Consider the following 20,417-nt stretch of genomic DNA (forward strand, 5'->3'; position numbering starts at 1 on the left):
TCAGATCGCCTCGTCCGTCCTCGGCAGCGACTGCAAGGTCACCCTGACGGCTCGGTCGGCCGATGACGCCTACGCCGCCTCGGTGCGCCAGTTCTCGACCGCCGGACCGGAGCAGCCCAGGCAGGGTCTACGGCGGCTGAGCGGAGGCGGCCGAGGGAGCCCGGTTCCCCCGGGCCTGGGCGTGGTACCACTGGTACCGTGGACTGCATGTCGGAGCCCAAAGCGATGAATCTGCGTTTCCCAGACCCTGAGCAGCGGGCCGCCATCGCCGCCGCCGCGAAGCAGGAGGGGGTCAGTCTGCAGGAGTACATCCTCTCGGCCGCCTACGCCCGTGCGACCGGCGTCGAAGCGCGGTTCCTGGAGGGCTTCAAGGAGTCCATGGCCCGCAGCGGTGCGGCGTTCGCGGCCGAACCGAGCGCCGCGGACCCGCGCGCCGAGGAGCGAGCGGCCGAACGCGAAGCGCGGCGGGACCTCGAGAAGCAGGAGCGAGGGCACGCGGCGTGACCCAGCCGGACCACCCGCTGGACGTCACGTTTCTGCTGCATGCCGCCGAGCTGCTCGACGGTGATCCGCAGGTCGACGACTACGGGCCGCTGTACGCCGCGGTCGCGCGGGTCAACGCCCGGGCACTGGAGCACGACGTCTACGGCTCGCTGCACCTCAAGGCAGGCGCCCTGCTGCAGACCCTGGCGAAGCTGCCGTGCCTGGAGCACTCGAACGAGGCCTTCGCATGGCATGCCACCGAGGCCTACCTGATCCTCAACGCGCGCAGGCTCGACTACCCGCCCAAGGCGGCCGTCGCGCTCGTGCGCGACGCCGCTTGCGGAGCTCTCGGTGTCGCCCGGATCGCCCGCCAACTGCGGGACTGGTCCGTCGCCTGATCCCTCACGGGGCGACCCGCCGCGGGCACGTCGGGCCTCGCCGGGTTCGCGGGCGGGCCGTTACTGTCGCCGGCATGGACCGTGAGCGCCGAGGATGGCTGCCCTGTGTGCTCGGCGGAGCCGTGTTCGCCGTGTGCATGGCGGGCACCACGCTGCCGACCCCTCTGTACGGCCTCTATCAGGACAAGTTCGGCTTCTCCGAACTGACGGTCACCGTGGTGTACGCGGTGTACGCCTTCGCAGTGATCGGCGTACTGCTGGTGGCGGGCAACGCCTCGGACACCGTGGGCAGACGACCGGTGCTGCTGTGGGGCCTGGGATGCGCGGCGGCAAGCGCCGTCTGCTTCCTGAGCGCCACCGGGCTGGGCTGGCTGTACGCGGGACGGCTGCTTTCGGGACTGTCCGCCGGTCTGTTCACCGGAGCGGCCACGGCATACGTGATGGACCTGGCGCCGGCCGGCGGCGCCTTGCGGGCCACGTTCGTGGCGACGGCCGCCAACATGGGCGGCCTGGGCTGCGGGCCGCTGCTCGCCGGGATCCTCGCGCAGTACGCGGCCTGGCCGCTGTACCTGCCGTTCGCCGTGCACCTCGCCCTGGTCGCCTGCTCGGCCGCGGTCGTGGCGCGCCTTCCGGAGACCGTGCGGGACCGGAGGCCGCCGAGCACCGTACGGCCGCAGCGGCCCGCTCTGCCGCCACAGGTGCGGACGGTGTTCGGGCCGGCGGCGATCGCCTCGTTCGTGGGGTTCGCGCTGTTCGGGGTGTTCACCTCGGTCAGCCCCGCGTTCCTCGCGCACTCCCTCGACGTGAGCAACCACGCCTTGAGCGGTCTGATCGTCGCGTTGGCCTTCTTCGCCTCGACCGCCGGGCAGTTGGCCGTGGGCCGGGTCGGGGTCGGACGATCGCTGCCTCTGGGGTGCGGGGCGCTGCTGGCCGGGCTGGCGCTGCTCGCGGGCGCGCTGCGATGGGAGGTGCTGTCGCTGGTGGTGCTGAGCGCGCTCGTCGGCGGGGCCGGGCAGGGGCTGGCCTTCCGCGGTGCGCTGTCGGCGGTGGCCGAGGCGTCTCCCGCCAACCGGCGCGCGGCGGTGATCTCGACGCTCTTCGTGGTGGCCTACGCCGGCATCTCGGTGCCGGTGATCGGCGTGGGCGTACTGACGGGCCCGATCGGCCTGGAGGGTGCGGGGCTGGTGTTCATCGCCTGCATGGCCGTTCTCGTGTCGACCGCGGCCGCCTACCTGCTGCGGCGGCCGGTGCCGACGAGGGCCTGAGACACCTGGTGAGCCCGGCCCGCCACACGCTTGGCCGCGCCCGTACGAGTGGGGTCGATCCGGCGGCGAAGCGACACGGGGCCGACCGGCGTTGTGCAGAGCCCATCCGTCTTCACCGGAAAGGTCCTTCCATGCGACGTACCGCCCTCTTCGCCGTCTGTGCCCTGGTCAGCGCCGCGGCCATGGGATTCTTCACCACCAGCGCCATCCGCAGCCGCTGACTCACGGGGCTGGACGACGTCTGCGCTGCGCCTCACGAACAATCCCGTCCGGGGCGGCGCCGTGGCCGCCCCGGACGGGGCGAGGCGGAGCCGCCGGCTCCCCCCGCCCCGAGTCGGCTCCCCAGGGCGACGGCGCTGTCAGTGGCCCCGGCTACGGTGGCGTCGTGGACAGAGAACAGCTGGTCGAAGCGCTCACCGGTGGTGGGGAAGACCCCCGGACGGCCCGCGACGCCCTCGTGGTGCGAGGCGCCGAGGTGGTGTTCCCGGTGCTGGAGGTGCTCTGCGACGAGCAGTCGCCCGTCAACTGGGCCCATCCCGGGGAGGTGTTGAGCCGTATCGGCGAGCCCGCGCTCGTCCCGCTCGTCGACGCCGTCGTCTCGGCCGCTTCGCCCGAAGTGGAGCGCAGGGCCGGATGGGCATTGGGGGGCCTTCAGGTCGAGGACATGACGGTCTTCCTGCCGCTGCTGGAGCATCCGCACCCCCACGTCCGCGTGAGCGCGCTCTCCGCCTTTCAGGCCCGGGCGCAGGCAGCGTTGCCGTTCACCGACCGGCTGTTGCCGTCCCTGGGTGACCCTGTGGAGGAGGTCCGGCGGCGGGCCCTGGCTGCCTGCACGGCCCTGGGCAGCGGCGCGGTCGCCGCCCTGCGGCGGATCCGCCGGGCGCCCGCCCGCGGGCCCCGGCTGCGGGCGGGGGCGTTGGAAGCACTCGCCGCCATCGGCGGCCCGGCCGCGCTGGACTCCGAAGACCTGGACGCACTGCGCCGGTTGACGCGGATCAAGCAGCACACGGAGGTGCCCGAGGGAATGCACCTGTGCGGATCCTGGTACGCGGTGCCGTGCGCCGACCCGCGGGCGGTGTTGGACGCCTTCGATCTGGGCGACGGCCAGTCGGTCACCCTGCGCACCGGCGCGGCCGCCTGGAACCACGACCGCCACAACTGGCGCCGGGCCCACGGACACGAAGCCTGCGCCCGGGCGTTCGTCAGCCCGGTGCTGGACGGCTGGACCCTGGTCTTCGGCCAGCCCTCGCAGGACGCCCACCGCATGGAGGACGCCGACGACGCCTGTCGCGACGAGATCATGGCGGGTGTGGTGCGCGAGCGGTGTGCGGAGCTCAGCGACCGGTTCGGGGCGGCCCAGTGGTACGGGATGAGCTGCGGGGACAGCTGGACCGCCTGGTGCATCGCCGAGGCCGGTGAAGTGGTGCGTTTCTACGACGCGTTCAGCGCCGAAGAAGCCGGCGACGAAGAAGGCGGCCACGAACTGGGCGACCGGCAACCGGGTCACCCCGCCGAAGCCGGATACCTGCTGCCGCATCAGAGAGGCTCCTTCCCCGACGACCTCTTCGACGGGGTGGACCCTTCGGACATCGCCGCGCTCGACGCCAGATACCGCCAGGTGAAAGAGGAACTCGGCATCCCCGACACCTGTTACGCCGTCGACGTGGCCGCCCGGCTGTCGGTCGATCCCGGCTCCCTCGGCCCCGGGACGACAGTCGCCGGGCACGGCGTACTCGCTCTCACCGCATGCGGCCGGGAACACGGCCACCCGGCCGGAGCACTGCCGATCTGACGCAGCGGCCGAGGACCGCCGGCGTGAGCGAGCGGGGTGGTTCCGGCGCGACCGGGGTCTCCCGCGCTCCCGTTCGTCACTCCGGCTGAGTCACCGTCAGCGCCCATCGGACGGACTCCGACGAGGCGTCCACAGCGATGGTGAAGGAGCCCGGTCGGACGACGCCGGCGGGCATGGTCGCCGAGCCGACTCCGGTGCTCCCCGCCGGGCAGTCGACCGAGAAGTCGGCCACCTCCGCCTCCTGCGACTGCATCGTCACGCGCACGCTGCCGTCGCCCTCGCACGCCACCGTGAGGACGGTCGGCAGGCCGTCCCAGGCGCCGCCCGACGCGACGCCGCCGTCACCGGTCCGTTCCTCCACCCACACCAGGCCGTCCGGGCCGGGGTGGGGCAACAGAGGACCGTCGGCTGCGGCGGCGGGCCCCGCCCCGACGCCCGCCAACGCACAGGCGGCCAGCGCCGTCACGGTCAGCGCTCTGCTCGTTCGACTCACGTTCGCTCCTCGGTGATCCGTCATGGACCCCGGAGTCTGCCGGGTTGATCGCTTCCGTTGCTGAGTACGCGTACTCAGCAGCCATCAGGTTGGCCGAAACCGGCCCTCCGAGGCTCGAACGGCTGATGCCGGACTCCGGGGAGCCTGCCACACCCCGCTTCTGCGGCATGATCGGCCCGGGCAGGCCCCGGGGCCGCGCGGTGCAGGGACGCGGGCGCTCCAGGGGCGGGCGCCTCATGCCGACGAAAGCCGTCCGGCCCGTCGACCAATTCTTCAGGAGGAACGGATGCGACCGAGGACGCTTCGCCGAGGTCTGGCCCTCACGAGTGCCCTGATCATGCTCGGGGTCGGGTCTGCGGCGGCCGACGCGGCGGAGAGCGACGCCACGGCCGCGATCGCCGTATGCGGTCACACCGCCGAACAGCCGCTGCTGCGGCAGGGATCCACCGGGCCGGCGGCGCTCGAAGCGCAGTGCGAGCTCAACCTGGCCACCAAGCACGGCAGTTACTCGCCGACCGCGGTGGACGGGAGTTTCGGGCCCGGCACCGCGGAACGGGTCCAGACATTTCAGCGGTGTGCGGGACTGACCGCCGACGGCGAGATCGGCCCCCTCACCTGGGCCGCGCTCAACACCTGGTCCGCGCACCCGCGTTCGTGCCCGCCCGGAGGGACACCGGGCGTCGCGCAGACGTCCGTGTGCGGGCACACCGACACCCGACCCACGCTGCGCCGGGGCGCGAAAGGCGTCGAGGTCAAGGAGGTGCAGTGTCGTCTCAACCTGGCGATGGAGCCGGGCCACTACCCGCCGCTGTCCATCGACGGCGACTTCGGCGGCGGGACCGAGAACCGGGTCGTCGAGTTCCAGATGTGCGCAGGCCTGAGCGCGGACGGAGTGGTCGGGCCGAACACCTGGGCCAGACTCGCCGACTGGTCCAGCCGGAACGTGTACTGCACACCGCCCCGGCCGGCCGGCTATCCGATCGACGGTCTGGACACCGCCAAGTACCAGCATCCGAACGGCGCCCCCATCGACTGGTCCGCGGTGCGGGCCTCCGGCGTCGAGTTCGCCACCGTCAAGGCCACCCGGGGCCTCAACGTGACCGACGAATACCTCGCCACCGATCTGGAAAGCGCCAGGGCGGTGGGACTCGCCGTCGCGCCCTACCACTTCTACACCGCCTCCTCCCCCGACACCGGAACCGCCCAGGCCGACCGGTTCATCGCCGCGGTACGCGCGGTCGGCTACACCGGGCAGCGTCCCGGCGACCTGCCGCCGGTCTTCGACCTGGAGCGGATGGACGACGGCAGGGAGGGCTGTCCCACCTATGCCTCGGTCTCCGACGCCAAGGCCTGGCTCGACACGGTGGAAGCGGCGTTCGGCCGGAAGCCCGTCATCTACACCCAGAAGTCGTTCCTCGACGACTGCCTGGGCTCGACCACCGCCTTCGCCGCGTATCCCCTCCAGCTCGCCGACTACCGTCGGTCGATCACCGAGCCGCCGCTGCCGAACGGTTCCAGCACCTGGCTCATGTGGCAGTACACCGACGCCGCGCTCTTCGACGGCATCGCGGCCCCGGCCACCGCGGACGTCTTCAACGGCACCCAGGCCGACCTCGACCGTCTGGCCAACCGGTGAGCCGTTGAACCGGTGAGCCATTGACCGATGAAGCCTGTCCCCCGGCACGGCGGCGGAGCGGCCCGAGGTGCGCGCCGGTCCTGCCGGGGGGAAGCTGACGATCATGGCACGCAAGGGTGGGCGGCCCGCCGAGGGGCACGACGTGGAGAGGCTTCTCGACGAGCTCTACGCCACGCCGCCGTCCGGCTTCGTCTCCCGGCGTGAGGAGCTGGCCGCCGAGGCCAGGACGGCCGGCCGCGCAGAGGACGCCCGCCGGATCCGTGCCGCCCGCCGCCCCACGCTCGCCGCCTGGGCCGCCAACCTGCTGCTGCGCTCGCAGCCGCGGGAGAGCCGGCGGTTCCTGGAGCTGGGGCGGGCACTGCGCGAGGCGTACCGGACCCTGGACGCCGACGGGATCAGGGAGCTGTCCGAGCAGCGCCGCACGGTCGTCGCCGCGCTGTCCCGGCAGGCCGCCGAGCTGGCCCGGGACGCCGGGCACCGGCTGTCGGACACAGCCCAGCGGGACCTCGAAGCCACCCTGCGGGCCGTGCTCGCCGATCAGGCGGCCGCCGACCGGTGGGCCGGCGGCCGCCTGGAGAGCACCCTCACCCCGCCTGCGGACTTTCCCTCAGGCGACGCCGAGGCGGCCGGCCCGACGCCCGTGCCGGCCCGGACGGCGGCTACGGCGCCCTCGCCGCGGTCGCGGGCGAAGGACGAACTCACCGAGCGGCGCCGTCTGCGGCAGGAGCAGCTCGCTCAGGCCCGCCGGGCGGCCGAGGCCGCTGACCAGCGGCTCCGTGAGGTGCACGCCGAGCAGGCGGACGCCGAAGCGGCGCTGCGACAGGCCCGTGAGCGGCTCGACCAGGTCGCTCGGCAGGAGTCCGCCGCCGAGCAGCGGCTGCGCCAGGCACGCCAGGAGCTCCGGCGGGCCGACCAGGAACGCAACGAGGCCGAGAAACGGCTTCGGGCGAGCGCCGACGCCGTGTCCCGGGCCGGACAGGCGGCCCGGGACACCGCACGGGAGGTGGCACGTCTGTCCGGAGCCCACCGGCAGGCCTCCCGGTGACGTACCCCTCGGTGACCCGCGAAAATTCCGCCGGCCTGACAGGTCGTACCCCGGGGGCGTGCCACCTGGTGAGGGGCGTCCTGTGGTGCGACGCTGGAGGCAGGAGGGCGTCCGACAAGGGACGAGCCGGGAGGGCCGATGGGACGCGACGTCCCGGCGCTGGTCTTCACCCGCGAGGACCGGCGCCGGTACCGGATCAAGATGCAGGAGTGCCTCGAGGTGTTCGCGCAGATGCTGCGCGAGTCGCGGTTCGAGTCCGAGCGGCCCCAGGTCGGCCTGGAGATCGAGCTGAACCTGGTCGACGACGAGGCCGAGCCGGCGATGCGCAACAGCGACGTCCTCGACGCGATAGCAGACCCTGCCTGGTCCACTGAGCTGGGCCGCTTCAACCTCGAGATCAACGTTCCGCCCCGCCGCCTGACACAGGGCGGCCCCGACGCCTGGGAGTCCGAGATCCGCGCCGCGCTCAACCACGCCGAGCAGCGCGCCAGATCGGTCGGCGCCCATCTGATCATGGTCGGCATCCTCCCCACCCTGCGGCAGGAGGACGTCGGCGAGGGGGCGCTGTCGGAGAACGCCCGCTACCGACTGCTCAACGACCAGGTGTTCGCGGCGCGGGGTGAGGACCTTCGTATCGAGCTGGACGGTGTCGACCGGCTGCGGACCTACGCCGACACCATCACCCCGGAGGCCGCCTGCACCAGCACCCAGTTCCATCTTCAGGTCTCCCCCGAGGAGTTCGCCGCCTACTGGAACGCGGCGCAGGCGATCGCCGGTGTCCAGGTCGGACTGGCGGCCAACTCGCCTTTCCTGTTCGACAGGGAGTTGTGGCACGAGACCCGGATCCCGCTGTTCGAGCAGGCCACCGACACCCGCCCGCAGGAGATCAAGGTGCAGGGAGTACGGCCCCGGGTGTGGTTCGGAGAGCGGTGGATCACCAGCGTCTTCGACCTGTTCGAGGAGAACCTGCGGTACTTCCCCGCGCTGCTGCCGCTGTGCGACGAACAGGACCCGCGCGAGACGCTGGCGCGGGGAGACGTCCCCGAGCTCGCGGAGCTGACCCTGCACAACGGCACGATCTACCGCTGGAACCGCCCGGTCTACGCCGTCGCCCACGACCGGCCGCACGTGCGCGTGGAGAACCGCTGTCTGCCGGCCGGTCCGACGGTCGCCGACACCCTCGCCAACGGCGCGTTCTACTACGGCCTCACCCGCGCCCTGGTGGAGGAGGAGCGGCCGGTGTGGTCACGGATGTCCTTCCAGGCCGCCGAGGACAATCTGCACACCGCAGCGCGGCACGGGATCGAGGCCCGGCTGTACTGGCCCGGGATGGGCGAGGCGCCGGTGCCCGAGCTCGTCCTGCGGCGTCTGCTGCCGCTGGCGCACCGGGGACTGGAGCTCTCCGGCATGGACGCGGCCTGGCGGGAGCCGTTGCTCGGCATCATCGAGCAGCGCTGTGTGACCGGCCGCAACGGGGCCGTCTGGCAGAAGGAGACGTTCCACCGCATCACCGCCTCCGCCCACGCCGGTCGCCACGAGGCGCTGCGGCGGATGACGCAGCTCTACATCGACTACATGCACCTCAACGCCCCCGCGCACACCTGGCCGGTCGACTGACCGACCCCCGCCCGGGGGCCGACACGGGACCCGCTGTGTGGCGGCACTCCCTGGACCGTGCAGGATAGGGGTATGACGAGCAAGGTCTATTTCGACATCACCATCAACGACGAGCCCGCAGGGCGCATCAACTTCAACCTGTACGACGACGTCGTCCCCAAGACGGCGGAGAACTTCCGCGCGCTGGCCACCGGCGAGAAGGGCTTCGGCTACGCCGGCTCCTCCTTCCACCGGGTCATCCCCGCCTTCATGCTCCAGGGCGGCGACTTCACCCGCGGTAACGGCACCGGCGGCAAGAGCATCTACGGCGAGAAGTTCGCCGACGAGAACTTCTCCCTCAAGCACGACCGGCCGGGGCTGCTGTCCATGGCCAACGCCGGCCCGAACTCCAACGGCTCGCAGTTCTTCATCACCACGGTCGTGACCGACTGGCTGGACGGCAAGCACGTGGTGTTCGGCGAGGTCGCCGACGACGAGAGCATGGCCGTCGTCAAGAAGATCGAGGCGCTCGGCTCCCGCAACGGCGCGACGTCGGCGAAGATCACCATCGCGGCGTCCGGTCAGCTCTGACCTCGGATTGAACCGCCCACCTGCCGGCCGGGGTCCCGCCCCGGCCGGCTGCGCCGGTGCACGGCGGGGGCGAAATCGGTCGCCGTGGGGGCAGCGCGCTGTTAGCTTGCGGGCGTGGATCTCTTCTCGCGCTCTTGGGCGGCGTTGCGCACGGCGGTCGCCGATCTCCCGGACGAGGACTTCTCACGCCCCTCGGGTTGCGTCGGCTGGCTCGTGCGGGATTTGGTGTGCCATCTGATCGTCGACGCGCAGGACGTCCTGATCACCCTGGTCACGCCCGCCGAAGCGGAACCGACCCGGGACGCGGTGACCTATTGGAACCTCGTCGAAGCCCCCACCGGTGACGATCCGCTCGACGCGCTGACCGTCCGGCTGGCCGCCGCGTACGAAGAGCCGTGGCTGCTCAAGTTCCACCTGGACGACGTCGGTTCCGCGGCCGGTCGTGCCGCCGAACTCGCGGACCCGTCGGTCCGGGTCGGCACCCGGGACATGGTGCTGACCACAGGTGACTACCTCGCCGCGTACGTCCTGGAATGGACGCTGCACCACCTCGACCTGATCGCGCACCTCCCGGACGCGGTGGAACCGCCCCCCGAAGGGCTCGCCCGGTCCCGCGAGCTGCTGGAGAAGATCGCCGGGGCCGCGTTTCCCCCGTCGTTCTCCGACACGGACGCCTTGCTGATCGGCACCGGTCGGCGTGCCCCGTCCGAAGCGGAGCAGGCCGAGCTGGGTGAGCTGGGTCAGCCGGCCCCGAAGCTTCCCCTCGTCCTCGGTTGACCGGCGCCGACAGAGGTCACCGCTGCCGGAAAGTCGGTTGATCTGCCGTCGCGTGTCGAAGAGGGTCTGTGGACATGGAGTACTTCTGTTACCACCGCGACCGGCCCGGCTCCGGCGCGTTGCGCGACAAGCTGGTGGAAGAGCACTGGTCGTACATGGACCGGTACACGGCGGAGTTGATCGCTCGCGGCCCGACCTTCGCCGACGACGACACCTGCACGGGCAGCGTGCACATCGTCGACCTGCCGGATCCCGCCGCCGCCCGCGCGTTCGCCTTCGACGAGCCCAACTACCAGGCCGGCGCCTACCGGGACGTGCTGGTGCGCCGGTGGCGCAACCTGCTGGGACGCACCATGTGGGACTTCCCCGGCGGCCGGACCGGCGGCGACCGGTTCCTGGTGCTCGGCCTCGGCTCGGGTGCCGCCGCCGACCTCGTCCTGCCGTCCGACCAGGACGACCTGATCGCGTACGGGCCGCTGCTGTCCGACGACGGCGCCGGCTGGCTGGGGACGGCGGTGCTGCTCCGGGCCTCGGACCCGGACTCGGCACGCGCCGTCCTGACCCCGGACCGCTATGCCGACATCGAGGTCCACAGCTGGGAGTTCGGCGGACGACGGTGACGAGACAAGGCCGCACCCACCTCGGCCGGGTCAGAGGCGGCCCGCCGTCTCATCCGGCATCGAGGTAGTCGGCGACGAGCGCCGCGAACTCGTCGGGGGTGGCAAGCCGGATGCCCAGGGTCTCGGCCTTGGCCCGTTTGGAGCCGGCGCCTTCTCCGGCGACGACCAGGGTGGTCTTCTTGGAGACGCTGGAAGAGGAGCGGCCGCCGGCCCGTTCGACAAGCTCGTTCATCTGGTTGCGGCTGAGTTTCTCCAGCGCCCCGGTCATCGCCCCGGTGACCACCACCGCCATGCCGGCCAGCGGCCCGCCTGTCGCCTCCGCGACCCCCGTGACCTCCGTGATCTCCGTGGCCTCCCCACCGTCGGTGGTGTCGCCGGCTGTCCGGGCGAGCGGGGTCGCGCCTGGCTCCGTCATGTTCACACCGGCCGCGGCGAGCTTGTCGATGAGCGGGGCCAGCTCGGCGAGTTCGGCGACGATGGACGGGGCCTTCTCGGTGCCGATGCCCTCGACCTGCTGGATCGTCTCGGCGTCGGCGGCGCGGAGGTCGTCCATGGTGGCGAAGTACCGGGCGATGCGGCGGGACATGGAACGCCCGGTGCCGCGCACGCCGAGTGCGCACAGCACTCTCGACAGCGGCTGCGCCTTGGCCGCGGCGATGGCGGCGAGAAGGTTGTCGGTACTGGTCTCCCCCATCCGCTCCAGCCCCAGCAACTGGTCGCGGGTGAGGGCGAACAGGTCGGCGAGGTCCTTGACGAGGCCCGCGTCGACCAGTTGGACGACCCGGGTGTGGCCGAGGCCTTCGATGTCGAGCTGGTCGCGTCCGGCGGCGTAGGAGAGGGCGGCGACGAGATGGCAGTTACGGCCGTTGGTGCAGCGCCAGCGCTGCTCGCTGGTGTCGATGCCCGATCCGCACCGCGGGCAGGACTCGGGGAAGACGATGGGCTGTTCCTCGCCGGTGCGCAGATGGACGACGGGGGCTTCGACGCGGGGAATGACGTCCCCGGCCCGGTGGACCATGACCGGGTCGCCGAGGCGCAGGTCGCGGCGGGTGATGTCGGCCGGGTTGTGCAGGGTGGCGTAGGTGATGGTGGAGCCGTCGATCTCCACCGGCTCCAGGACGGCCCGGGGCGCGATGATGCCGGTGCGGCCCACGTTCCACTCCACCGCCAGCAGCCGGGTGATCTTCTCCACGGCCCGCAGTTTGAAGGCGATCGCCCAGCGCGGGGCCCGCGACCCCGATCCGGCTGCCCGCTGGTCCGCGGCCAGGTCGGCCTTGACGACGATCCCGTCGATCCCGAACGGCAGCGAGGGGCGCAGTGCCGCGATCTCGGCCACGCGGTCCAGGACCCCCTCCACCGTATCGGCGGTGCTGCCGGGCACCGCGGTGCTCGCGGTGGTGTTCACCCCGTACGCGACGGCACGCTTCATGAGGTCGCTGTGCGGGCACTCGCCCAGTTCCCCGGCCTGCGCCGGATCGGTGTCGGCGAGGGGCAGCAGGCCGTAGGCGAAGAACGTCATCGGCACCGTGTAGGCGCGCTCCCTGGCCCGCAGGGTGCCTGCTGCCGCGTTGCGCGGGTTCGCGAACGGCGCACCGCCGTGCGCGGTGCGGACCTCGTTGGCGTGCTCGAACTGGGCGGTCGTCATGAGGACTTCGCCGCGCACCTCCACGGTGACCGGCTCCGCCAGTTCGCCGGGCAGACCCTCGATGGTGCCGATGGCGTGCGAGACGTCCTCCCCGGCCGTCCCGTCGCCTCGCGTGATCAGCCGCGTCAGACGGCCGCGGGTGTAGCGGGCCGCTATCGCCAGACCGTCCAGCTTCGGCTCCACGCTGTACCGGGTGACGTCATGACCGAGACGCCGGGCGAGCGACGCGGTCCACGCGGTGAACTCCTCCGCCGAGAACACGTTGTCGAGGCTGAGCATCGCCACGGTGTGCGGGACATCGCCCTGCACCGCTCCGCCGGCCACCTTCCCGGTCGGGGAACCCGCCAGCACCTGTTCGGGGTGCTCCGCCTCCCACGCCGCGATGGCGCGCACCAGACGGTCGTAGGCGTCGTCGTCCAGCACCGAGGTGCCGGCCCCGTAGTAGGCGGCCGACGCCTTCACCGCATCCTCGACCGCCTGCGCGTAGGCGACGGCATCCACGATCACTGCACCGCGTGTTGTCATACGTGACATCCTGCCTGCCACCACTGACAACGCCCGGCCCTCGCCGGCGTGCACGCCGTCCGCCACCGGGTGGCGAGGGTCGCCGACAGGGTCACGGCATCCGCGTCGACGCCGCTGAAGTCAGTGGGCGGCGGGCGGCCGCCGCTTCGTCGCCCGGCGCAGCCGCAGCGCCAACAGCAGGGCCGAGCCGCCGAAGAGCACGGCGGTGATCACCAGCCAGTGGGCGAGGAATCCGTCCGGCGAGAGTCCGGTGGCCGACCGGTAGCGCTGGTCCACCCTGCCGGCGATCAGCGGGAACCACACGAGCAGCAGCAGACCGGAGAGGGCCGCGGGGACACGGACGTACATCGTCCACTCCCGGTGGCCCGCCGCCCCGAGCCCCCGCGCGAGCACCCGGTCGGCCGACGCGTACAGGGGCAGCAGGACGAGGTCGTGCAGCAGCGCGGCGCCCACGATCCACAGGGCGACGCCGAACCAGTCGTCCTCGAGGAGCCGTACGCCGACATAGGCGGCGAGCGCGAACGAACAGGCGAGCAACAGCAGTTGGAAGGGGCTGCCCCAGGGGATCGGGCGTCGCATCACAGGTCTCCGAACGTCATCCGGGCCACCCACTTGGTGTTCAGCACACCGGGCGCGGCGGGCACGATCACCCGCGCCGGGTGGCCGTGGTCGGGGGACAGCTCCTCGCCGTTGACGTACAGGGCAAGCAGGGACCGCGGGTCTTCGACCTGGTCGGCACGCAGGGCGGCGTGCCGGAAGGCGCCGTGTCGCTGGAGGGACTCCACGAACAGGTCCGGCGGGTCGTCCTCGTACCCGACGAGCGCGGCGAGGTCGCGCAGCCGTACGCCGCGCCACCACTGGTCGGACGTCGACCAGCCCTCGACGCAGGCGATGGGCAACGCCGAGCTGTGCAACGGCAGTTCCGCGAGCCGGGCCCGGCTGAGGCGGACGGTGCCCGTGCGTCCGGTGACCACCAGACGCCAGGCGTCCGCGCTCGTCTCGGCCGGGTCGATGGCGGCGTACGCGGCGGTCTTGTTGATCTGGAAGCCGTTCGGGCCGCTGCCCGGGTCGGCTCCGCCGTGCGGGGCGAGGAGGGCCGTGCGGCGCAGGCCGTCGAAGTTCTGCCCCACCGTCGTCAGGAACAGCAGCAGTGAGCCACCCCCGACGAACCGCAGGGCGCCACGCCGGGAGACGGTCGGCGGGCCGGGACGCGGCGACACCAGGTCGTCCCGCTCCGCGCGCAGGTGCCGCACGCTGCGCAGTGCCTTGGGCGTCTTCAGGACGGCATGGGCGACGAACGCGGCGAAGAACACCCACGCGCCGTAGAAGTGCAGGCGGTAGAACGAGCCGGGGAAGACGTAGTCGAGCTGGACGTTGAGGACGCCGGTCGTGAACTCGAACAGTCCACCGCCGACCAGCAACAACAGCGAGATCCGCTCCAGGGCGTGGGCGAGCGAGCGAGCCGGCGGCAGCGCGAACAGCCTCGGCACCACCGACCACAGCTTGGCCAGCAGGACGGGGACCAGGGTGATGCCGAGGGTGACGTGCACACCCTGGTTCAGCCGGTACAGCCAGTGGGGGTTCGTCGGCCAGGCGAACAGGTAGAAGCCGAGGATCCCCTTGTCCGGGGTCTGATCGTTCACCGGCGAGAGGTCCGGGTTGTAGGCGGCGTAGGAGACCAGTCCCGTCACGAACAGCATGGTGACGCCGACGAGCAGGACCAGGCCGAGCACCGAGGTGAACCAGGGGCCGCGCAGAGGGCTGCGCCAGAAACCGGGAGAGGTGGGGAGCCGTGAGTCGTCGCGCATGCCCCGACCGTAGGCCGGGACACCCCGCCCAGACGGTGCGCGACCCATGACGAAACGCTGACGTCCGGCCCGCAGAGCGCCCCACGGCCCGCCACTCGGCCTAGTTGCCCCGCGCACCGGCACCGACAAGCCACCGTCGATTCCCTGTGAGGACGTCCTGCCGGCGGTCGTGATGGTGGTTGTACGGGACCGCCTGGTCGGCTGCCCTGGCAGGGCCTGCTCGCGGCGTCGCGGCCGCGTGAGCGGTCGGGTGGGGGCTGTCGGGTGTGGATCCCGGCGGCGTCGCGGGAACCCGGTGACGGGGACCGGGACTGCGCCGGCTGCGCTCAGCTTGTTCTTTATGGTGTGAGTCGGTTTCGTTCGGTGATGCTCTCGGGTCGTTTCACGGTCTTGCCCACGTCGTAGTGGGTGGCGGGCCGCCGGTTCTTCGAGCCAAGTGGCCGTCCCGGGCCGGGTGTTGAGGGTTTTGGTGCACGGGCCGGGCAGTGCAGGTGCGGGCGGAGGTTCCGAAACCCCCGGCGGACTCGGGCCGGGGTGAGCCGGCCGGGCTCGGCGGGCCTCTCCCACGGCCGCCGCAGGTCGGCGGTTGCCCCGCGCAGGAGGCGGATCTGGGTGTGCGCGGCGATGATCAGCCAGGTCCAGCGCTCGCCGGCCTCGGGGGTTCGCAGCCTCGGACGGGTCCAGCCGAGGGTCTGTTTCATCAGCCTGAAGAGGTGCTCGATGTCGAACCTGCGCAGGAACGCCTGCCAGCGCACGTCGACGTCCTCGCTGTCCAGGCCGGTGGCGGACGACCAGAGCCAGAGCGGGAGCGGGTCGCCTCCGCCGGGCAGGCGGTCGACCTGGAGGCGGATCAGCGTGCCTTCGATGATGGGGAGTTCGCCGGTGTGATCGATCCAGGCGGAGCGGGTGGTCAGGCGGGGGTGGATGCGGTCCCAGGCCATCGCGTGGGTGGTGCCGTACCGGTCGGTGACCTGCGTCGTGGCCGCGTCCGGCTCACCCCAGGTGTCCGGCTTGGCGAAGCGGAACTCCTTGCCGTGCTTCGGCGGCCGCCCGCCCTGCGGGTAGGCCAGGGCGTACTCCTTGAGCGTGGGCGTCGGCCGTCGCATGACGCGGTCGGAGCGCATCCGTCCGAGTACTTCGACCGGGAGGCCGGTCAGGAGGTGGGCCATGCGCGGGGCGTCGTAGCCGGCGTCGAAGACGATGAGGATGTTGCGGTCGCCGACGTGCCAGCGGCCCATCTCGATCAGGTCCTCGACCACACGGCGGAGCTGGGCGGCGGTGACCTCGGCGACGTCGTCCTCGGGGCCGAGACGGACGGCGTCCAGGAGCTGGCACCAGGACGTCCGGCCCGATTCGAGGGCGGCGACGAAGGAGTACGGCCAGCCGGGGATGAACTGGTCCGAGGACCGTCCGCTGCGACCGTAGACGTGGCAGAACAGGCGGTCCGCGCTGGTCGGCGCGTCGGGGCGGAGCCAGTTGCTGACGTCGACCGCCAGGACCAGGCGGCCGTCGGCGGCCTGCGGCATCGGCAACCCGGCCAGCACCTGCCGCAGCCGGGGCACGTCCACGTTCCCGCAGTTCAGCGCCTCGTACATCGCGCCGTGCCCGCGCCGGTGCTCGGCCACCAGCGTCAGGTCCACCGGCGAGGTCACCGGCCCGTCCGCGCACAGCAACGCGTCCGTGAGGTCGAACAGTTCGTCCCCGCGCGCGGTCAGACAGTCGAATAAGTCCTCCCGGAAGCGTGACGCTTGCGCGAACGCCTCCGCCGGAACAGCATCAGGCAGCAGACTCACCTTCACGGCCTTCGTACTGGTCAAGTGCCTCTTTGGTCGGAGCACATGATCGTGCGGAGGCCGCCCGCACGTCCGCCGAACAGCGGAAGCAGAGATCAAGTTCGAGTGCCGTTCGGACGCTGGTAAGCAGGTCAGGCGGCAACCAGTGAGGCGTGGATCCGGCTGACGGCACGCAGGATCTCGTCTCGGTTCTTCGCCCTCTTGATCCATGCCGGAAGACGGGCCACCAAGGTCATCTTCTGTCCGGTGTCGTACCAGGGCGCTCGTTCCCGCAGCGACGCCTGGACGAAACGACGGATCAAGTCGAGATGTTCGAGGTTGTACGCCCACAACCACCCGTGCCGGGTCTCGACCTGGAGCCACAGCGGCATACCGAAGTACGGATCCGTCGCTGGTTGAGCTGTGCCGGCAGAGAGCGTGACAAGGCGGCCGCTCCACACCCGCGACAGTCCGCAGCCATGACAGACCAGGCGCCGCGGCGTGAACAGAATCCGCCCCCCAGGACTGGCGTCTTCGGGCGCCGGAACGACACGGGCGGCCTTCTCACAACCGGGGCACCGCACCATGATCAAGGTGATGAAGTCGTACTCGGTGCTGCGCGGGTCCCGGAACCGAGCAGAGAACGTGGCCATGCGGTGAGTATGCAACTGCCTTGCAGAACAGCGCATCCCGATTCGACCGCTCATGCTCAGGCCCGCCAGCCACCCTGCCAGGGCCAGACGGAGGTTAAAGAACAAGCTCAGCTGGACTCGCGCACCACCAGCCGGCACGGCACGGTGTGCACGCCGGGCCGTGGCTCGGTGTCGATCGCCCGGAGCAGTTCCAGGGCCGCGATCCGGCCGATCTCGGTGAGGTTGGTGTCGATGGTGGTGAGGGGCGGGCGGCTGGCCAGCGCCATGGTGTCCCAATTGTCGTAGCCGACCACGGCGATGTCGCCGGGGACCGACACTCCGCGCTCGCGCAGCGCGTCCGCCACGCCCCGGGCGATCTGGTCGTTGCCGCAGAAGAACGCGTCGGTGTCGGGGGCGGTGCGCAGTACGGCGTCGGCCGCGCGCCGGCCCCAGGCCTCGCTCCACTCACCGAAGTGGATCCGTCCGGTCGACGGTTCGAGTGAGGCGCTCGCCAGTTGCCCGACCGCGTACTGGGCGCGTTCGCGGGCGGCGGCGTGGTGTTCCGGGCCGGTGACGTGGGCGATCCGGGTGCGTCCGGTGGCCACCAGGTGCTCGATCGCCAATCGCGCGCCGCCTCGGTCATCGGTGACGACGGAGGTGTCGCGGGGGTCGGTGGACGGGGACAGCGCGTAGACGACGGGGACGGACTCGACGCCGGGCAGGGGCGGCCGGGGGTCCGTGCGGCGGCCGGTGACGATGATGCCGTCCACCCTGCGGTCCATGAGGTTGCGCAGATGGTGCTGCTCGCGGATGGCGTCACCCCGGGTGTCGCACAGCAGGACGGAGATCTTCCCGGCGCCCAGCGCGTCCTCCGCGCCGAGCAGTACGGGTGTGCTGAACCGGCCTATCCCGTCGGTCGTCATCAGGCCGACCGTCCAGCTGCGGCCACTGTGCAGGCTCTGCGCGTGCTGATTGGGCCTGAATCCCAGCTCCGCGACCGCGTCCAGCACCCGTTGACGCGTCTCGGGACGCATCCGTCCGCCGCCGTTCAACGCCTTGGAGGCCGTGCCGACGCTGACGCCGGCGAGGGCGGCGACATCGGTCAGCCGGGCCCGGCCGTCAGGGAGAGAGCCTGGAGCAGAGGTCACGGGCAAACCTTTTCCTCGATGCCTCGATGATACGGACGCCCGACATGGTGGCAGGCGGCGGAGCCTTACGCCAGCCCGCGGGAAAAACGAAAAAACTCTTGCGGCGTCTCTTGACCGGATAGGTCCACTGCCCTCTACTTTCACGACGAGAAAACGGTTGCGCAAAACAAGCCCCGACGAGCTCGTCGCTCACCCTCGGCGCCCTCACCCCCGGAGAGTCATGCCCCGCACCCGCTCCACCCCGCCCGCCCCGGGACCGGTCCGCCTCGGCCCCGAAGCCCAGGCCGCGCTGCGCCCCGCCGCCGTCGGCATCGACACGGGTTTCTGGCACCACCGCCGTACGACCAACGCGCACGTCTCCCTTCCGCAGGGACCCGGTCTGCTGGAGTCCGCGGGGAACCTGCACAACCTGCGGCTCGCGGCCGGCGCCGCCGAGGGCGAGTTCCGGGGCGCGTACCCCTTCGTGGACACGGATGTCTACAAGTGGCTGGAGGCGGCCTCCTGGCAGCTCGCCCAGGCCCCGGACGCCGAACTCGCCGCCGAACTCGCCGCCGAGGTCTCCCGGATCGTCGACCTGGTCGCCGCCGCCCAGCAGCCCGACGGCTATCTCAACACCTGGTTCCAGCTGGTCAAGGACGGGCAGCGCTACCAGGACCTGCGCTGGGGCCACGAGTTGTACTGCGCGGGCCATCTCATCCAGGCCGCGGTCGCCCACCACCGCACCACCGGACGCCGCGAACTCCTCGACGTGGCGGTCCGGTTCGCCGACCAGGTCGACTCCGTCTTCGGCCCGCCCGGCAGCGGCAAACCCATCGACGGCGTCGACGGTCACCCCGAGGTCGAGACCGCTCTGGTGGAGCTGTACCGGGAGACCGGGGAGCGCCGCTACCTGGAGCTGGCCGGCTACTTCGTCGACCGGTACGGTCACGGTCTGCTGGGCGGCGAGGCCTACTGCCAGGACCGGGTTCCGCTGCGTGAGGCGACCAACGTCGAGGGGCACGCCGTACGGCAGTTGTATCTGCTGGCGGGAGCGGCCGACCTGGCGACGGAGACCGGGGACGCCGAACTGCGGGCGGCGGGCGAGCGGTTGTGGCGGGCGATGACCGCGACCAAGACCCACCTCACCGGCGGCCTCGGCGCGCACCACGACGAGGAGGACTTCGGGGACCCGTACGAGCTGCCCAACGAGCGCGCCTACTGCGAGACCTGCGCCGCCATCGCCTCGGTCCAGTGGAGCTGGCGGATGGCCCTGCTCACGGGGGAGGCCCGCTACTCCGACCTGATCGAACGCACCCTGTACAACGGCTTCCTGGCGGGTGTCTCCCTGGACGGCGAGCGCTGGCTGTACGTCAACCCGCTCCAGGTCCGCGACGGTCACACCGACACCGGCGGCGACCAGTCGGCCCGCCGCACCCGCTGGTTCCGCTGCGCCTGCTGCCCGCCCAACGTGATGCGGCTGCTGGCGAGCCTGGAGCACTACCTGGCCAGCACCGACGACACGGGCCTGCAGATCCACCAGTACGTCGCCGGGCGCTACACCGCCGAGGGCGTCGCCGTACGCGCCGAGACCGAGTACCCCTGGCAGGGCACCGTCCGCCTCACCGTCGAGGAGACCCCCGTCGACCGTCCCTGGACGCTGTCCCTGCGCGTCCCGCAGTGGTGCCGCGACTTCCGGGTGCGCTGCGGGGAGCAGACGTACGACACGGCGGTGTCGGACGGCTGGCTGCGTCTGGAGCGCACCTGGGCGCCCGGCGACGAAGTGGTCCTGGAGCTGGGGCTGGAACCCCGGCTGACCACGGCCGACCCCCGGGTGGACGCGGTACGCGGCTGTGTCGCGATCGAGCGCGGGCCGCTCGTGTACTGCCTGGAGCAGGCCGACCACCCGGGCGGTGGCCTGGACGACCTCGTCCTCGACCCGACCCGGCCGCTCGCCGTGAAGCACCGCCCGGACCTGCTCGGTGGTGTCACCACGGTCGTGGCGGCCGGCCACCGGCGCACCGTGCCCGAGCGGGACTGGTGGCCGTACACCCCCACGGACACCGCGCGGGCCGCCGGGCCCGCCGCCGGCGATCCCGTAGAGCTGACCGCCGTCCCCTACTACGCGTGGGCCAACCGTGAGGACGGCAGCATGCGCGTCTGGCTGCCCCTCTCCTGAACTCCCCCTGCTTCTGCGCCACTTCTCTACGACAAC

18 protein-coding genes are annotated in these 20,417 nt (G+C 71.7%); 11 read left to right on the top strand and 7 right to left on the bottom strand.

What is annotated here, in order from left to right; genetic code table 11:
* Nucleotides 1-207: 207 nt before the first annotated feature.
* From B5557_RS02385 to B5557_RS02400, 4 genes are all read left to right on the top strand, one after another.
* Nucleotides 208-504, top strand: coding sequence for a type II toxin -antitoxin system TacA 1-like antitoxin (locus B5557_RS02385; RefSeq protein ID WP_173877634.1), 297 nt, complete (start codon nucleotides 208-210; stop codon nucleotides 502-504).
* Nucleotides 501-881, top strand: coding sequence for a fic family toxin-antitoxin system, toxin component (locus B5557_RS02390; protein WP_079657534.1), 381 nt, complete (start codon nucleotides 501-503; stop codon nucleotides 879-881). Before B5557_RS02385 ends, B5557_RS02390 begins: the two co-directional genes overlap by 4 nt.
* Before the next feature lie 74 nt (nucleotides 882-955).
* On the top strand, nucleotides 956-2,146 hold the full coding sequence (locus tag B5557_RS02395; protein ID WP_079657535.1) for an MFS transporter: 1,191 nt from the start codon (nucleotides 956-958) through the stop codon (nucleotides 2,144-2,146).
* 385 nt (nucleotides 2,147-2,531) lie between these two features.
* Entirely contained in the window at nucleotides 2,532-3,938 is a 1,407-nt protein-coding gene (locus B5557_RS02400; RefSeq protein WP_079657536.1) for a HEAT repeat domain-containing protein, read from the top strand.
* 76 nt (nucleotides 3,939-4,014) lie between these two features.
* Here the strand turns inward: B5557_RS02400 and B5557_RS02405 are convergent, their stop codons facing one another.
* Nucleotides 4,015-4,431 (bottom strand): hypothetical protein, encoded by a 417-nt coding sequence (locus tag B5557_RS02405; RefSeq protein ID WP_231976226.1) that lies wholly within the window; start codon nucleotides 4,429-4,431, stop codon nucleotides 4,015-4,017.
* Between the two features lie 286 nt (nucleotides 4,432-4,717).
* Between B5557_RS02405 and B5557_RS02410 the strand changes: the two genes are divergently transcribed.
* The 6 genes from B5557_RS02410 (at nucleotide 4,718) to B5557_RS02435 (ending at nucleotide 10,696) form a co-directional block, all read left to right on the top strand.
* Nucleotides 4,718-6,067, top strand: a complete 1,350-nt coding sequence (locus tag B5557_RS02410; RefSeq protein WP_107472548.1) for a GH25 family lysozyme — start codon at nucleotides 4,718-4,720, stop codon at nucleotides 6,065-6,067.
* 103 nt (nucleotides 6,068-6,170) lie between these two features.
* Entirely contained in the window at nucleotides 6,171-7,112 is a 942-nt protein-coding gene (locus B5557_RS02415) for a hypothetical protein (protein ID WP_079664543.1), read from the top strand.
* A gap of 138 nt (nucleotides 7,113-7,250) precedes the next feature.
* Nucleotides 7,251-8,729: a glutamate--cysteine ligase gene (locus B5557_RS02420; RefSeq protein ID WP_079657537.1), complete on the top strand. Its 1,479-nt coding sequence runs from the start codon at nucleotides 7,251-7,253 to the stop codon at nucleotides 8,727-8,729.
* Nucleotides 8,730-8,801: 72 nt separating this feature from the next.
* Nucleotides 8,802-9,299: a peptidylprolyl isomerase gene (locus B5557_RS02425; RefSeq protein ID WP_079657538.1), complete on the top strand. Its 498-nt coding sequence runs from the start codon at nucleotides 8,802-8,804 to the stop codon at nucleotides 9,297-9,299.
* A gap of 114 nt (nucleotides 9,300-9,413) precedes the next feature.
* Entirely contained in the window at nucleotides 9,414-10,076 is a 663-nt protein-coding gene (locus B5557_RS02430; RefSeq protein WP_079657539.1) for a maleylpyruvate isomerase N-terminal domain-containing protein, read from the top strand.
* A gap of 74 nt (nucleotides 10,077-10,150) precedes the next feature.
* Nucleotides 10,151-10,696, top strand: a complete 546-nt coding sequence (locus tag B5557_RS02435; protein WP_079657540.1) for a YciI family protein — start codon at nucleotides 10,151-10,153, stop codon at nucleotides 10,694-10,696.
* 49 nt (nucleotides 10,697-10,745) lie between these two features.
* Here the strand turns inward: B5557_RS02435 and ligA are convergent, their stop codons facing one another.
* The 6 genes from ligA to B5557_RS02470 form a co-directional block, all read right to left on the bottom strand.
* Complete coding sequence (gene ligA / locus B5557_RS02440; protein ID WP_231976227.1) at nucleotides 10,746-12,866, bottom strand: NAD-dependent DNA ligase LigA; 2,121 nt, start codon at nucleotides 12,864-12,866, stop codon at nucleotides 10,746-10,748.
* Between the two features lie 120 nt (nucleotides 12,867-12,986).
* Complete coding sequence (locus B5557_RS42505) at nucleotides 12,987-13,445, bottom strand: hypothetical protein (RefSeq protein WP_099938157.1); 459 nt, start codon at nucleotides 13,443-13,445, stop codon at nucleotides 12,987-12,989.
* Nucleotides 13,445-14,674, bottom strand: a complete 1,230-nt coding sequence (locus B5557_RS02455) for a molybdopterin-dependent oxidoreductase (RefSeq protein WP_079657542.1) — start codon at nucleotides 14,672-14,674, stop codon at nucleotides 13,445-13,447. The genes B5557_RS42505 and B5557_RS02455 overlap by 1 nt, the downstream gene beginning before the upstream one ends.
* Before the next feature lie 338 nt (nucleotides 14,675-15,012).
* The gene (locus B5557_RS02460) at nucleotides 15,013-16,467 is read right to left on the bottom strand and encodes an NF041680 family putative transposase (protein ID WP_079664545.1); all 1,455 of its coding nucleotides are present in this window, start codon (nucleotides 16,465-16,467) and stop codon (nucleotides 15,013-15,015) included.
* 131 nt (nucleotides 16,468-16,598) lie between these two features.
* On the bottom strand, nucleotides 16,599-17,099 hold the full coding sequence (locus B5557_RS02465) for a hypothetical protein (protein ID WP_079664546.1): 501 nt from the start codon (nucleotides 17,097-17,099) through the stop codon (nucleotides 16,599-16,601).
* Between the two features lie 107 nt (nucleotides 17,100-17,206).
* Nucleotides 17,207-18,226: a LacI family DNA-binding transcriptional regulator gene (locus B5557_RS02470; RefSeq protein WP_079657543.1), complete on the bottom strand. Its 1,020-nt coding sequence runs from the start codon at nucleotides 18,224-18,226 to the stop codon at nucleotides 17,207-17,209.
* Between the two features lie 220 nt (nucleotides 18,227-18,446).
* On the opposite strand from B5557_RS02470, the gene B5557_RS02475 reads away from it, so the two are divergent.
* A complete protein-coding gene (locus B5557_RS02475; RefSeq protein ID WP_079657544.1) occupies nucleotides 18,447-20,381 on the top strand; it encodes a glycoside hydrolase family 127 protein in 1,935 nt (644 codons plus the stop codon).
* The last annotated feature ends 36 nt before the right edge of the window (nucleotides 20,382-20,417 follow it).

The organism is Streptomyces sp. 3214.6 (assembly GCF_900129855.1).
In the GTDB taxonomy this organism is placed as follows: Bacteria; Actinomycetota; Actinomycetes; order Streptomycetales; family Streptomycetaceae; genus Streptomyces; species Streptomyces soliscabiei.